This window comes from Flavobacterium sp. AED, assembly GCF_000812945.1.
Taxonomy (GTDB): domain Bacteria; phylum Bacteroidota; class Bacteroidia; order Flavobacteriales; family Flavobacteriaceae; genus Flavobacterium.
In genome coordinates this window covers 190162-206183 of sequence record NZ_JSYM01000005.1, presented here as the reverse complement: position 1 = coordinate 206183, position 16022 = coordinate 190162, and the positions used below count along the sequence as shown (strand labels likewise).

Annotated in this window: 15 protein-coding genes; 12 read left to right on the top strand and 3 right to left on the bottom strand. The window is 30.5% G+C overall.

The window, feature by feature from the left end; all coding sequences use genetic code 11:
• Both OA85_RS15305 and OA85_RS15300 read right to left on the bottom strand, forming a co-directional pair.
• On the bottom strand, positions 1-1322 hold a 1322-nt coding region (locus tag OA85_RS15305), incomplete at its 3' end, for a hypothetical protein (protein WP_039110696.1).
• 261 nt (positions 1323-1583) lie between these two features.
• Entirely contained in the window at positions 1584-2054 is a 471-nt protein-coding gene (locus OA85_RS15300; RefSeq protein WP_039110695.1) for a T9SS type A sorting domain-containing protein, read from the bottom strand.
• A gap of 749 nt (positions 2055-2803) precedes the next feature.
• Between OA85_RS15300 and OA85_RS17520 the strand changes: the two genes are divergently transcribed.
• Positions 2804-3496: an AraC family transcriptional regulator gene (locus OA85_RS17520; RefSeq protein WP_197056092.1), complete on the top strand. Its 693-nt coding sequence runs from the start codon at positions 2804-2806 to the stop codon at positions 3494-3496.
• A gap of 53 nt (positions 3497-3549) precedes the next feature.
• On the opposite strand, the gene ccsA is transcribed toward OA85_RS17520, so the two are convergent.
• Positions 3550-6693 (bottom strand): cytochrome c biogenesis protein, encoded by a 3144-nt coding sequence (ccsA, locus tag OA85_RS15290; RefSeq protein ID WP_039110693.1) that lies wholly within the window; start codon positions 6691-6693, stop codon positions 3550-3552.
• A gap of 199 nt (positions 6694-6892) precedes the next feature.
• On the opposite strand from ccsA, the gene OA85_RS15285 reads away from it, so the two are divergent.
• The 11 genes from OA85_RS15285 to OA85_RS15235 all read left to right on the top strand — a co-directional run bounded on the left by OA85_RS15285 (position 6893) and on the right by OA85_RS15235 (position 15906).
• The gene (locus tag OA85_RS15285) at positions 6893-7666 is read left to right on the top strand and encodes a Rossmann-like and DUF2520 domain-containing protein (protein WP_039110692.1); all 774 of its coding nucleotides are present in this window, start codon (positions 6893-6895) and stop codon (positions 7664-7666) included.
• Positions 7650-8177: an HAD family hydrolase gene (locus OA85_RS15280; RefSeq protein ID WP_039110691.1), complete on the top strand. Its 528-nt coding sequence runs from the start codon at positions 7650-7652 to the stop codon at positions 8175-8177. The genes OA85_RS15285 and OA85_RS15280 overlap by 17 nt, the downstream gene beginning before the upstream one ends.
• Positions 8178-8239: 62 nt before the next feature.
• Entirely contained in the window at positions 8240-9121 is an 882-nt protein-coding gene (locus tag OA85_RS15275) for a geranylgeranylglycerol-phosphate geranylgeranyltransferase (RefSeq protein ID WP_039110690.1), read from the top strand.
• Positions 9114-9698 carry a Maf-like protein gene (locus OA85_RS15270; RefSeq protein WP_039110689.1) on the top strand — a complete coding sequence of 195 codons (585 nt, stop codon included), beginning with the start codon at positions 9114-9116 and terminating at the stop codon, positions 9696-9698. Before OA85_RS15275 ends, OA85_RS15270 begins: the two co-directional genes overlap by 8 nt.
• A gap of 11 nt (positions 9699-9709) precedes the next feature.
• Positions 9710-10240, top strand: a complete 531-nt coding sequence (locus tag OA85_RS15265) for a mechanosensitive ion channel domain-containing protein (RefSeq protein ID WP_039110688.1) — start codon at positions 9710-9712, stop codon at positions 10238-10240.
• 168 nt (positions 10241-10408) lie between these two features.
• A complete protein-coding gene (locus OA85_RS15260; protein WP_039110687.1) occupies positions 10409-11608 on the top strand; it encodes an AI-2E family transporter in 1200 nt (399 codons plus the stop codon).
• Between the two features lie 121 nt (positions 11609-11729).
• Positions 11730-13475, top strand: coding sequence for a hypothetical protein (locus OA85_RS15255; RefSeq protein WP_231557116.1), 1746 nt, complete (start codon positions 11730-11732; stop codon positions 13473-13475).
• A 168-nt stretch (positions 13476-13643) separates the two neighbouring features.
• Positions 13644-13961 (top strand): hypothetical protein, encoded by a 318-nt coding sequence (locus OA85_RS15250; RefSeq protein WP_039110685.1) that lies wholly within the window; start codon positions 13644-13646, stop codon positions 13959-13961.
• A gap of 172 nt (positions 13962-14133) precedes the next feature.
• Complete coding sequence (locus tag OA85_RS15245; RefSeq protein WP_039110684.1) at positions 14134-14655, top strand: hypothetical protein; 522 nt, start codon at positions 14134-14136, stop codon at positions 14653-14655.
• Positions 14656-14883: 228 nt separating this feature from the next.
• Positions 14884-15201, top strand: coding sequence for a hypothetical protein (locus tag OA85_RS15240; protein WP_039110683.1), 318 nt, complete (start codon positions 14884-14886; stop codon positions 15199-15201).
• Positions 15202-15372: 171 nt separating this feature from the next.
• Entirely contained in the window at positions 15373-15906 is a 534-nt protein-coding gene (locus OA85_RS15235; protein ID WP_039110682.1) for a hypothetical protein, read from the top strand.
• Positions 15907-16022: the final 116 nt, after the last annotated feature.

The following is a 16022-nucleotide window of genomic DNA, read 5'->3' as shown; positions in this document are numbered from 1 at the left end:
GCAATGGCAGCATCAGTTGCGGCTTTGTTTGAATCAACGGTAGTTTGAACCGTATTGATATTGGATTGTAAAGCAGTATCCGCTAAATCACCAGCCGTTTTATTGGCAACAAAATCCGATTGGACTCCCGCAATGGCAGCATCAGTTGCGGCTTTGTTTGAATCAACGGTAGTTTGAACCGTATTGATATTGGATTGCAAAATAGTATTAGCTGAAGTTCTTACTCCAGTTTCTGTTACCAAGTTAGCTGCAATAGTAGCTTCTACTGAGGTGGCTCTGGTTACTTCAGAAGTTAAGTTTGTTGTTAATGTAGCATCAGCTAAAGTTCTTGCTCCAGTTTCTGTTGCTAAGTTAGCAGCGATTGTAGTTTCTACTGAAGTGGCTCTCGTTACTTCTGAAGTTAAATTTGTAGTTATCGTACCATCAGCTGAAGTTCTTGCTGTAGTTTCGGAAGCTAAATCAGTTGACAAAGCATTTTCTGTTGTTGTGGCGCGAGTGGTTTCTGTGGCCAAATCCGATGTTAATGTTGTATCAGCGTTTGTTCTTGCTGTGGTTTCGGATGCTAAATCAGTTGTCAATGCTGCTTCTGCAGATTTAGCACGTAAGATTTCCGATTCTAAACCTAAAATATTTGTTGAAACATTAGCGTCTACATATTCTTTTACTGATTTTACACTTGGATATTTTATATCAGAATCACCATCAACAATAACATTTGTACTTTTATTTGAACTATTTTCTTTTGAACTCAGTGCATTTAGCTCTGCTAAACTAAGAGGTTTATTTAAATCACTTGTATTATCAATATTTTCAATAGCCAAATTCTTTCTTGCATCCAGAAGGGTCGTTGCATTTGTACCACCATTTTCAATAGAAACAACTCCTACGACATTAGTAGCATTTATTGATGAATAGGCAAAAGGAACATAAGTAAATGGTTGATTGCTTATTTCTGTAAATGAAGAACAATTTCCATTTGTACTTATACCAACCACTAAACTTTTTTTCATGGAATCCCATAAAATAGTTTCAAAAGAGGTCGCATAACCATCCGTTTGTGATCCGGTTCCTATGATTAAATTGACCATACCGTATTGATCAGTTTTCGTTTGAATAACTTCTTGATATTCTAATTTTGAATATTCATCATAGAATTTAAACAACATACAAACATCCTTACTAACAAGTGGTGTATTTGAGTTTACATCTGGTAATTGTTTCTCATTAGGATTTAAAATTACAGCTTGATAGGTAATCCCATTAGTTTGTGCAAAACTTTTAGCACCTAAAAAAAGTATAAAAAGTAAAATTATTTTTTTCATAATTTAAATGAATTATTGTTAAAATGAATACCGTGATAAAGTTGATTGGTATTGGATAATAACTTTCCTTAATTGTTTTTAGGTATTCCAAACTTGTACATAAAAAGTCAAGAATTAAAACAAAAGAAAAATGTGAAACTACACCTCAAATCTTCTTAATCATTAATAAGATTTCCAGAAATTAATTTCTAGTTGAGATAATTTTATCGAAAAAATAATTGTGTGCAGTATTCAAAATAGTAAGTGGAAAGTAGTTTTTTATCATCGTTTAATAATTTTAGTATAATAGTTAAAGTTATCCGTATTTAATCGAACTAAATATTCTGAACTAGGTAATGCCGGTAAATGAATAGTCAAAATAGTATTATTGGGTTTAATCTTCTGTTCAAAAACCAAATGCCCACTTATATCAAAAACATTTATGTTTATTAATTGATTAATTGGTTTTGAAAATTCAAAACTAACAGTTTCAATAAATGGATTTGGGTAAGTTGTTGTCTTGATATCGTCTAATAAATTTGAAGAAATATATTTGCCCCAAACACTTTGCTGAAACCCCTGCATAACCACATACTTGTTACTAGAAGTGCCTATAAGACTTTGTTGACCAATAGTCTGTGTTACTATCAAACCATCCGGCATTTTTTTAGAGATTCCTTGTGAGGAAAGCATTTGGTGATGCAATACTTGACCATGAAAAGCTATAGTAAAAAATATAAGTAAATACCTCATAAAAGTTATTTTTATCAAATTTAAGCTATATTATTTGCCGTTTATCGATAAAAACAGAAACAGCTACTAATAACCATAATCAGTAACAGTTTTTCAGTTTTTAGTAACTAAAAACTGAAAATAAGTAGTTTAAAGGCTCTTATTTATACCTGTGAACACAAAAATCAGGAGACATTTGATCTGACATTCTTAAAATATATAGTTTAAAAATAATTAGATTTTCATATATAAATTATCTATTTTTAGGACATTAAAATTAAATATTTAAAATGCTGACAAATTTACTTTTCATCATTACTGGCCTTATTGGTTTACTGACCATTACCTTAATTTACAATAATTACGAATCAAATAAGATTATGAATTTTTATATAGTCTTACTCATAATCATAATGTCTTTACGTTTTTTCTTAAATGGATTGACCTATTTTGTATCAGACTCTTCTTTTAAAAACATCTACTTTACCTATTCTAACTTTTCATCAGTTGTAATCCCACTTTGTTATTTGTATTTCAAAAATTTATTTGCAAATGAAAAAGGATTTGATACTAGGGAGTTATATCATTTTATATTCCCATTGTCTTTTTCCATATTAGGGATTATACTTAATAATCAAAGTTTTCCAATACTAGGTTTAAAACTTTTCCTATATGTAGTCTTTATTTCATTTGTTGTTTTTTATAATGTACTATCATATCGAATATTAAAAAAAAATATTTGGTCAAAAAAAGGTGGAGTAAAAGTAATTATGAAACAAAATAAAGTGATTAATAATTGGGCTTCCTTTTTATTTATTGCACTTGTATTAATATCAATAAGACTAATCACAGCTCTTTTTATAGATCTATATTACAATCAAAGTATGAAAGGATTTAATTACCAATGGATCTCCTCTTGTATTTGGTTATTAATTTTAATAAAAATACTAATTACACCAGAAATATTATATGGTTACAATGCGCTTAACAAGAAAATAAATGAAAATAAAAAAACTGATTTAGTTCTAAATGAAATTTGGAAAATAGCTCCCAATATCAGTTTAAATAATAGTCAACATAGTATTTTAAAAGAAAAAATAGACAAAAACATTCTAACATATATAGATCATATAGAACAGTTATCTTTTGAATATGAAATTTTTAGAGACTCAAAAATGACACTTACTGATTTTTCTAACAAACTGAATATTCCAAAAAGTCATATTTCTTATATATTTAAATATCATTCAACAATTTCCTTTTCTGAGTATAAAAAAGTAATCCGAATTCACGATGCCATAAAGCATATCGAATTAAACTATTTAAAAAACAATACCTTAGACTCCTTGTCAAAAAAAGTTGGATTTACTTCATACAATCCCTTTTTTACGAGTTTTAAAGAGATATCGGGCGTTTCTCCATTAGAATATTACAAAATGGTAAAAGTCGAATTTAACGAATAAAAAAAAGGTTCAACAGTAAAGTTGAACCTTTTTTTATAGAATTAATCCAATTCTTATTTCTTATAATACTTTCTGTATTTTGGATAGGAAATAGCTCCAAATAAAGCAATTGCCCCTAAAGAAATCCAAATCCAACTCAATGACTTAGCTTCTCCACTTGCGTACGAATGCAATCCTACTAAGTGAAAATTAACGCCATAATACGTAAACAAAATTGATACAAACGCAAACATACTCATTAGGTTAAAAATCCATTTACCTCTTAAAGAAGGAACAAATCTGGCATGAATCACAAAAGCATAAACCATAATACTGATTAAAGCCCAAGTTTCTTTTGGATCCCATCCCCAGTAACGCCCCCAACTTTCATTAGCCCATTGTCCTCCAAGGAAATTTCCAATGGTAAGCATGATTAAACCTATTGTCAAAGCCATTTCGTTGATATAGGTGATTTCCTGAATATTCAAGTCCATCTTAACTTTGTTTTTTTCATTGGTAAACAAAATCAACAGAAGAGAAACAGTTCCTAAAATCATTCCTAATGCAAATGGACCATAACTCGCAACGATTACCGCTACGTGAATCATCAACCAATATGAATTAAGAACGGGTTGTAAATTAGCTATTTCAGGATCAATCCAGTTCATAAAAGCCGCAAACAAAATCATAGAAGTTACAAAAGCCGAAGCAGCAACTGTAAGTTTTGATTTTCTGTCAAAAGCCAAACCAAAAAACATCGTCGCCCAGGCCACATAAATAATCGATTCATAAGCATTACTCCAAGGTGCGTGACCAGAAATAAACCATCTGGCTATTAACCCAATAGTATGCAACCCAAATAATATCCCAATGATTATGTGAAAAGAATTAATTACAATACGTAAGGTCTTTTTTTCGAAAATAATATTAAGAATCGTAAACACAAGCATTAAACAGCCAATTGTAAAATATGCCATAAAAAGATTCTTGAAAATATCGGATTTATTATACATGATTTCCAATGAAATTTTATCTTCACTTGGTCTTACTTTAGCTCCAAATTTTTTCTGAAAACCGTTTATACTTTCTAATAGCTCATTTGCCGTTTTATAATCTTTAGTATCAGCTGCATTAGTCAAAGTTCCAAAATATAATGGCAATACACTTTTAGTATAAGTAGCATCCATTCCTTTCATTCCAGATTCATTCAATTCTAAATAGGAAATCCATTTGTTATTCGCATTATTCGGAATAGGGAAAATCTTAAGAATTCTTCCACTCAAAGCTGATTCCATTAGATTCACTTTCTTATCCGTTTCGATAAAATCCTTTTGGAATTGATCCGGATTCGCAGTTTTGAATGCATCATCCAAATAAGACGACAGTTTATAATTTCCTTTCTCATCGAAAAAAGAGATAAAAGGAGCGTATTGTGCTTCCTTATCAATTCCTATAATCTTACGAATACTATCATTTCCTGCTTTAATATAGATAATAGGAACTTCAATCCAAACTTTAGCATATTGTGTCATCGACAATAATACCTGATCAGAATTCATGCCCTTATAGGTTTCCATATGACTTACTTTTCGAAGCAATTCAGATGAAAAAGTATTCACCGGTTTCATTCTTCCTCCAGCATCCTGAATAATTAATCGTCCAAATTTAGCTGCATGATCTTCAGGGACTTTGTATTTATTCAATAAAGAATCAATTTGTTTCTCACTTGGTGCTTGGTGTTGATGTTCATCATGACCTTGAGCAAAACTATTAAAACTAAGCATCAAAACTAAGACCGTAATTAGTATTGCTTTTTTAGTTTTTACTATTTCCAGTTTTCTTTTCAAATCAGCAAAACGAGAATATTTGGTAAACATAATTGACATCATGGCAAAAAACAACATAAAATAACCAGCATAAGTAATGGCAGTACCCCAAAAATCATGATTTACAGATAAAACTGTTCCTTTTTCGTCAGGATCAAATGAAGATTGAAAAAAGCGAAACTGTTTGTAATCTAAAACATGATTCATGTAAATTCGGGCATCAAATGAGTTTGTGGAATCCTGAACTGTAACTTTACTTTCAAACGAAGAATAACTTTTTTCTGTTCCGGGATACTTCTTGGCTATAAATTTATTCAGTTTTATCTTGAATGGTAAAACGTAAGCTTTACTTCCATAAAACAAAGTATAATCTATATTCCCTATTTTTACTGTCTTAGATTCGCCTATTTTACCTTTGGAACCTAAAATTGTCACTTCTTTTTCTTTTCCGTCTGCCGTAACACTTAAAACCAAAGCATCTTCATGATTCTTAGCTTTGAAATCATTTTTAGATTGATAATCTATTACCCCTTTAACCGCAGGATCAGGAAATACAAATCGCATTTCACCAATAGTATATAAAGAACGCATCATTAATGGTTGCGCATCACCTTTAGTTACTTTCCCTTGCATTTTATCAATCATACGCATAAAATTACCTTCAAATGGCGTTTGAATAGTGCTGGTATTACCGGTAATAGTAATGTTTATTGCACCCTCAGTATATTTATTCAGTGAAAATAAAACGTTATGGATATTTTGTATTTCACCTTCTTTTAGCATGTGTTCATGACGTCCGCCATCACCTGCTTCTACAATTTTAAAATATAAAGAACCTTTAGGATCCGGTTTTATATATTCAGTAGCACCCATAATGAAGTTTTTATATTTTACTTCAAAATTAGTGTTGGCAAATTTATCTGAAATTGTAAAATTATTATTGGTAACTGGCGAAAGCAACAATGGTTTTTCAAAAACTCTACGTTTCATTTCCCCTTTGTAATCTCCGTCAACAAAAACAGTAAGAAAGGTTTTATCTGAAAAAACTTGATTTTCTGCTGCGCCTTCGCGAATGGGCATCATACCTTCATAACTGATATATCGAGTTACGAAAGCTCCTAAAAGGATAAATACGAAAGCCAAATGAAGCAATAATGTAGCCCATTTTTCTTTTTTCAACAACTGATATCTTTTAATATTTCCAATGAAATTAATCATGAAAAAGACCATTATAGCTTCAAACCACCAAGCATTATAAACCCAAATTTTAGCAGTATCAGTGTTGTATTTACTTTCGATAAAAGTTCCGGTACCCATTGCGATCGCAAATGTTAAGAAAAGCATGGCCATTAATCGAGTAGAAAACAAAATAGAGGATATTTTTTTAATCATTTGTAAGGGATTACGTTTTATTAAAGTGCGACAAAAGTACTTAAAAATGTTGACTTCTATATTCGTACAATTGTTAATTTAATCCAAAATTAAGCCTTTCTGTTTTTTGATAAAAAAGCATATTTCATTGCTGATTTTAGTTTATAAGCTATCCCAAATTCGAATAAAACTCTTAATATTTTTTTGCTAATTTTGTCAAATGATTAAAGTAATAATTATTGGCTCTGGAAATGTAGCGCAACATTTGATTGCTGCATTTCAGGATTCTCAAAATTTGGGATCAGAAATCGAATTGGTTCAAGTCTTTTCAAGGCAGACTGCAAATTTGTCGCAGGTACTTGATTATGATAAAATCGTTGATGATTGGAATGCTTTGATAGAAGCTGATTTGTACATCATAGCCGTTTCGGACGATGCAATTGCCGAGGTTTCTTCACAACTTCCGTTCAAAAATCGTTTGGTGGTTCATACTTCCGGAAGTGTTTCTTTGAATGCTTTGGATGATAATAACCGAAAAGGCGTTTTTTATCCCCTGCAAACATTCACCAAAAATAAAGCCGTTGATTTTAAAACCATTCCAATTTGTTTAGAAAGCGAAAATGCAACTGATTTTCAATTATTGGATAAAGTGGCAAAAGCAATTTCTGACAAAGTTTTCGCTATCAATTCGGAACAACGCAAAGCATTGCATGTTGCAGCAGTTTTCGTCAACAATTTTACTAATCATTTGTACCAAATAGGAAGCGAAATTTGCCAGGAACATCAGGTTCCTTTCGAAATTTTAAAACCTCTTATTGCCGAAACTGCACAGAAAATAATGGTGCTTTCTCCTGAAGATGCACAAACTGGACCTGCAAAACGCAATGATAATGCTACTATTGAAGCGCATGAAGCCTTTTTATCCAATGAAAATTATTTAAAAATTTATAAAACACTAACACAATCAATACAGCATAATGGCAAAAAGTTATAAAGAAATAATGAATGATATAACTACGTTTATATTTGACGTAGATGGCGTACTTACTGATAGCTCCGTTTTTGTAACCAATGAAGGAGAAATTCTGCGAACCATGAATATTCGTGACGGTTACGCCATGAAAGCAGCTGTAGAAAGCGGTTATAATGTTTGCATTATTTCAGGAGGAAGCAATGAAGGCGTCAGAGTTCGACTAAGAAATCTAGGGATTACTGACATTCATTTAGGGACACCAAACAAAGTGGAAACATTTGATGAATATACTGATGTTTACAATATAAATCCGGAACACGTCTTGTATATGGGAGATGATATTCCTGATTATCACGTGATGAAATTAGTGGGATTACCTGCTTGTCCACAAGATGCAAGCCCCGAAATTAAGGCAATTTCAAGGTATATTTCACATAAAAATGGTGGAAAAGGTGCCGCTCGTGATGTAATCGAACAAGTGATGAAAGCACAAGGAAAATGGATGGCACATTTTGATGGGAAACACGATTAACCAAATCAACAAATAAACTTATATTGAACTTTTTAAAACTCATTCGATACCAAAACCTACTCATGCTTGCTTTTATGCAACTTGTTTTTAGGTACGGTTTTTTTAAATTTCAGAATATTTCTTTGGCTCTAAATGACTTACAATATGGATTATTAGTCTTATCTACCGTTTTACTCGCTGCTGGCGGATATGTTATTAATAATATATTTGACCAAGATACGGATACCATAAACAAACCCAATAACGTAATTGTTGGTAAAAGTATTTCTGAAGCAAAGGCTTACAATATATATGTTGCGCTTAATTGCATTGGTGTTGGAATTGGTTTTTATTTATCGAATGTTATACAGAAACCTGGCTTTGCTTCTATCTTTATTTTGATAGCTGCAACACTTTATTTTTACGCTACAAGTTTAAAACAAATGATGCTCATCGGGAATATTATTGTTGCTTTATTACTCGCGTTTAGTGTAATTATTATTGGTGTTTTCGATTTATATCCAGCAACTTATGAAGGGAATCAACAGGAAATGGCAGTAATTTTCTCTATTCTTCTTGATTATGCCTTGTTTACATTTATTCTTAATTTCATTAGGGAAATAGTTAAAGACTTAGAAGATGTAAATGGCGATTACAATCAAGGAATGAATACATTACCTATTGCAATAGGAATCAACCGAACTTCAAAAATAGTTTTTGCTTTAAGTTTCATTCCGGTTTTAGCTATTCTTTTTTACATAAACAATTACCTTTTTCAGTTGCAGTTTGCCACACTTTATTTAATGCTTTCAGTATTAGGACCGCTTCTTTATTTTACTTTTAAAATTTGGAATGCCAAAACAAAAAACGATTTTCACAAATTGAGTTTATTACTTAAATGGATTCTCCTATTTGGGATTGTATCCATTGTTGTTATTACTTTAAATATGCACTATAATGCTTAGAAATAAATTAAAAAAATACAACCTGATTCTAGCTTCAGGTTCTCCAAGACGTCAACAGTTTTTCAAAGATTTAGATTTGGATTTTGAAATCAAGTTAAAAGAAATCGAAGAAATTTATCCTCCTGAACTAAAAGCTGCAGCAATCACTGATTATTTGGCTGAATTGAAAGCCAGCGCTTTTGAAGGGGAATTGCAACCCAGAGATATTCTAATAACAAGTGATACAATTGTTTGGCATAATAATAAGGCTTTGGGTAAACCAAAAGATCAACAAGATGCTTTTGAAATCCTAAAATCATTATCCAATACTACCCATGAAGTAATTACCTCGGTTTGTTTCAAAACTACTTCAGCAACAACAGTTCTTAATGAACTGACTAAAGTTACTTTTAATGAATTAAGTGATGAAGCCATTCTATATTATCTTGAAAATTACAAACCGTATGACAAAGCGGGTGCTTATGGGATTCAGGAATGGATTGGTTTTATAGGTGTTTCAAAAATTGAAGGGTCCTATGCCAATGTTATGGGTATGCCAACCGATAAAGTTTATGAATATTTTTGTAAATTAGCATAAAAACCGGAAATATGATTTTTTTAAATGATTTTACACGAGAACTAATTGGAACTGGAATTGTTTTAGTTTTTTTAATTTCATTGCGAATTATTTCTACAAAACTGGTAAGACGCTATGCTAAATCTAGTCATACTATTGAACATCGAACTAATTTAGTTATCAAATACATTCATTTATTAATTAATATCCTCACAGTAACTGCTTTAATAATAATTTGGGGAGTTCAAACTAAAGATATTTTCATTGCACTTTCCTCTGTTACAACCATTGTTGGAGTTGCAATGGTTGCCCAATGGTCCATTTTGAGTAACATCACATCTGGTATTATTTTGTTCTTTTCTTTTCCGTTTAAAATTGGTGATGTAATAAAAATTCATGACAAAGATTTTCCTATTGAAGCTGAAATTGAGGACATTGGAGCTTTTCATGTTTACTTAAGAACTCAAACTGGAGAAATGGTCATCTTTCCTAATAATTTGCTTTTGCAAAAAGGAATTTCAATTATGAAAAATCATTTTGATGATAAAGAATTCATAGATTAATTTTATTTAAATACTTCGGTCTTATTCACTCTATTGTTGAATTTATAGTTTTATAAGTGTAAATTATATAACTATTTTAAAAAAATCTATAACGCTTTAGATTTTTTATTCTATCATATTTGCTTGTTAAATTTAGAAATAGTTTTAACATCTATAAAAAACTAAAATATGAACGAAATAATAAAACTACCTTTCTACGCAAAGCTTACGCTGATTTTATTGAGCCTAATCAGTTTTGGCTATATTTTTTATATTGGTCAGGAAATTTTAATTCCAATTCTGTTGTCTTTTATATTTGCTATTATACTAAGACCAATTGCTCATTTTATAAGACATAGACTCCGTTTTCCACATGTTATAGCAGTTATGATAACCGTTTTGCTGTTTATTTTACTCTTTATTGGGCTTTTTGCATTTTTATCCATTCAAGTTAGTGAAATGGCTAATGATTTCAATAAAATCGAGAGAAATATATCCATCCACATTCATAATATTCAACAATACATCCGAGAACATTTCAATATAAGTTCAAGAGAACAAAAAGAATATCTTGACACTGCAACGGAAGATTCGATGGAAAAAGGAAAAGAATTGCTCGGTACAACCTTAGCTTCCTTCACAGACACTCTCTTAAACATTATTTTAATTCCCATTTATACTTTTTTAATCCTTTTGTACAGAACCCATTTTATGCTGTTCTTTTCTAAATTGATAAAAAAAGAATACCATCCTAAATTACAGGATATTCTTTCTCAAATAAAAGTAGCCGTAAAAAGTTACATTGTTGGTTTAATTATAGAAATGATTCTGGTTTCCCTATTGACAACAATTGGATTTATGATAATAGACGTTAAATATGCTATTTTATTGGGAATTGTTACGGGAATATTAAACTTAATACCCTATGTTGGAATATTATTTGCTGGTGCTTTAAGCATTATAGCATCCCTAACCGGCACGCCCGACTTATCCATTATTGTTGGTGTCATTGTAGTAAATATAATTGTACAATTAATTGACAATAATATTTTAGTCCCTTTAGTTGTTAGTTCAAAAGTTCAAATAAATGCATTTGTTTCCATTATTGGGATTATTATAGGCGGTGCGCTTTGTGGTATTTCTGGAATGTTTTTAGCCATTCCGATAATTGCGATTCTTAAAGTGATTTTTGACAGAATAGAATCGCTGGAACCTTGGGGCTATTTAATGGGTGATGATTTACCAAAAACATATACGTGGCGTAATATAAAATTACCTCTTTTTGATTCAGAAACAACACCAAAAAAAATCATAATCAAAACCGATATAACTGTTCCAATGTTTACAGAAACAACCACAGAAAATGATATAAACCGTACTGAAAATTAATTGCTTAAAATTTCAAAATCTATTTTTTAAAGCTAATTTTTTTAAGATGTTTCAAAAACAAAAACTGATTTTATTTTTTTTACTTTTTTGTTGCTTTCAGATTTCTTTTTCGCAGGTTAATATGCCCAAAAAGGATTCTTCTGAAGTGTACAAGGATATTCAAACCTATTCCAAAAAAAGAAAGTTCACTAAAATGTTGCATCATTTAATTTTTGAACCCGTTAATATAAAAACTAAAAAGAAAAAAGTAATACACAAAAAATACCTTGCTTTTGAAGGCAGAACTATTAGAAATATAAACATTACAACGCTTGATCCGTTTGGATTTTCAGAAATTGATACAACTAAAGAAGCTCGAAATTGGGCTGAAAGAAGCGGAAACAGAATACACATTAAGACCAATAGACTGGCAATTCAAAATTTATTACTCATAAGAGAAAACGAACCGTTGGATTCCTTATTAGTAAAAGAATCAGAACGTTTGATTAGGACTCAAAGATTCGTTAGCAGAGTTAGTATAACGCCACAATTAATTAAAAACAATCCTGATTCAGTTGATGTTTATATTCGGGTATTGGATACTTGGAGCATTATTCCAAAAGGATCCATTTCTAATTCCAGAGCCACTTTCGAATTGAATGAACGGAACTTTTTAGGATCTGGCCATGAAATTGACAATGAATATAAAACCAGATTCAGCGATGGAAAAAAAGCTTATAGTTTGACCTATAGCATTCCTAACATCAAGAATACATTTATTAAAACTACTTTTAATTATCATATTGATTTAGATAATTATTATGGCAAAAGTGTGAATATTGATCGTCCTTTTTATTCTCCTTTTGCAAAATGGGCGGCTGGAATTTACATTGATCAACAATTTAGAAAAGATACACTTCAGGATTCCAATTTGATATATGCCAAACAAAATTTTAAATACAATTCACAAGATTTATGGGTGGGACATGCTTTTAAAATATTTAAAGGAAACACTGAGGGAGACAGAACCACAAATCTAATTTTATCCGGGCGATTTTTAAATATAAAATACATAGAAAGTCCAACAATAGTGTATGATCCAATCGATTTCTATTCTGGAGAGAAATTTTTTCTTGCCGGAATCGGTGTTACTTCACGACTATTTGTTGAAGACAAATATATTTTTAAAAATGGAGTTATAGAAGATGTTCCCATTGGAAAAATTTATGGAATAACCGGTGGGTATCAATATAAAAATAACACTGGTCGTTTCTATTTGGGTTGTCGAGCTGCTTTTGGGAATTTTTACAAATGGGGTTTTTTAAGTACCAATATAGAACTAGGTTCTTTTTTTGATAAATCGACTACAAACCAGACTGCTTTTTCTTTTCAGGCAAATTATTTCACTAATTTAATTGATATTGGAAAATGGAAATTAAGACAGTTTATTAAGCCTCAACTCATTTTAGGGATAAACCGGTTAAATTCTATAGGAGATAAGTTATCAATTAATGAAAATAATGGACTAATTGGTTTTACAAGTGCTGAATATGGTACTCAAAAAGCAGTATTGACTTTACAAACTCAAGCCTATTCACCATGGGATTTGTGGGGATTTCGGGTAAATCCATATTTTAACTATTCAATTGCCATGCTTGGAAATTCTCAAAAAAGACTTGGTGAAAGTAAAGCATATTCAAAAATTGGGATTGGTTTTATTATAAATAATGATTATTTAGTATTTAGTTCTTTCCAAATATCACTTTCCTATTATCCATCAATTCCAGATATCGGAGAAAATGTATTCAAAACTAATTCTTTTGAGACTACTGATTTTGGTTTTCAGGATTTTGAATTAGCAAAACCTCGCACTGTTATTTATAAATAATAAAAAACACAACCATCTAATTAAAAAGAGATTACAATAATTAAATATTTTTATTTCTAAAGTGTGAATTATATAATTTAATACAATAATTCTATAAGTTCCTTCTTTCAGTTTCGCTTTATCTTTACATTAATAAAAAACATATCAACTAATCCTAAAAAAAACAAGATGAAAAAAGTTACCTTTTATTTAATGATGATGTTATTATCATTAAGTATAATTCCAACCACTACTTTTGCTGCTGAAAAAAATCCAATTACAGTAACAAGCAACACAAAAGAAATTCCAGAAAACGTTAAAACAATGCTTTCTCGTTTAGATGAAATTAAAGCAATGGACAAATCATCCATGAAATCATCAGAGAAAAAAGCCCTTCGTAAAGAAGTTCGTGCCATTAATGCTGAGTTAAGATCAACTGGAAACGGTGTTTATCTATCAGTTGGTGCAATTATAATCGTTATCCTTTTATTGATTCTTTTATTGTAATCCGGTTTCCAAAATAAAATTTAAAGAGAAGCTATATTACTTCTCTTTTTTTATGAAAACTAAAACCCAATAATAGTTTAACTATTTTAAACTGGCACAGTTGTTGGATTTGCACAAAAAGTATTGACTTAAGTAGTGAATATAAAATAATTATTAATTAAATATTTAAAGAATGAAAACATTAAAATTAATTGCGGCAGGAATAATCCTTTTAGTAACAAGTTCGATACACGCACAAGTTTCAGTAAATGTAAATATAGGTACAGCTCCGTCATGGGGTCCCTCAGGATATTCTAATGTAGATTATTATTACTTACCTGATGTAGAAGCTTATTATGACATAAGAGCAACACAGTTTATTTATTTTAATGGAGGAAGATGGATCCGTTCAAGATATTTACCTGGGCAATACAGAAATTATGATCTGTACAATGGATACAAAGTTGTATTGAATGATTATCATGGTTCAAGACCTTACAGTAACTTTAAAAATCATAAAGTAAAATATTACAAAGGATATCATGGTGCTCCTCAAAGAGCTATAGGTCCAAGAGGGAATAACAATAATAAAGCATATAAAAATAACGGCAATAATGGCAACCACGGAGGTAACGGAAACCAAGGTGGCGGAAATGATGGTCATGAAAAAGGAAATGGAAAAGGAAACGGTGGCCATGGAAATGGGAAACATTAAGACTGATTCATGCAATCAAAAAGAGAGTCCCAAATTGGGACTCTCTTTTTTTATACAACCTCTAATAAAATGATTTAAAAGTGGTCCTTTAATTTTAAGCAAATTACATCGACATTCTTTTTTTTTAGTTTTTAAAATATTATTTTGACATTCAATTATATGAAATTTATTATTAATTATTTTTTATATTTACAAGAACAATAGTGTTTAATCAAAAACAGAAACAAGATGAAAAAAGTTACCTTTTATTTAATGATAATGGTACTATCATTAACAGTTATTCCAACCAATAGTATTGCTGCCGAAAAAAATCCAATTGCAGTAACAAGCAATACAAAAGAAGTTCCTGAAAATGTTAAAACGTTGCTTTCTCGTTTAGATGAAATAAAAGCAATGGACAAATCTTCAATGAAATCTTCAGAGAAGAAAGCACTTAGAAAAGAAGTTAGAGCCATTAACGCTGAGTTAAGATCAACTGGAAACGGTGTTTATTTATCCGTTGGTGCTATTATAATTATAATCCTTTTATTGATCCTTTTATTATAATTAAATTTTAAAAAATAGAATCAAAAGAGAAGCTTATGAGCTTCTCTTTTTTTTAGTAATCAAATCTTAATTAAATGTTAAAAAATCTATATTGGCACAGTTGTTGGCTTAACTAAAAAAGTATTTACAAATGAGTTTATATAAAATTATTACTAATTAAATATTTGAAAAATGAGAACATTAAAATTAATCGCCGTAGGAATTATACTTTTTGCATCCAGTACAATACATGCACAAGTTTCAGTAAGTTTAAACATTGGTACACGACCAGATTGGGGTCCTTCAGGATATGCCGAAGCTGAGTATTATTATTTACCAGATGTTGAAGCTTATTATGATGTAAGAGCAACTCAGTTTATTTATTTTGGAGAAGGAAGATGGATTCGATCAAGATATTTACCGAGACAATATAGAAATTATGATTTGTATGGTGGATACAAAGTAGTCTTAAATGATTATCACGGTTCAAGACCTTACAGAAACTTTGATAATGATAGATCAAGATATTACAGAGGATACCGTGGTAATGAGCAAAGAAATATAGGTTATAACAATAATCGCAGAGAATACGACAACCGTAGAGACTATGATAACAGAAGAGACGATCGTAGAGAACATGATAATCGCAGAGACCACGATAACCGTAGAGGTAATGAAGGTAATGGTCGAGGAAATGGAAATGGTAATGGACACGGAAGACACTAATACTTTATAAGTGATCAAAAAAAAAGAGAGAACCAAAATTAGTTCTCTCTTTTTTTATTAAATCAAATTTTTATTTTAAAGAAAACCCAAAACATTTCAGAAAAAATTATTTAATT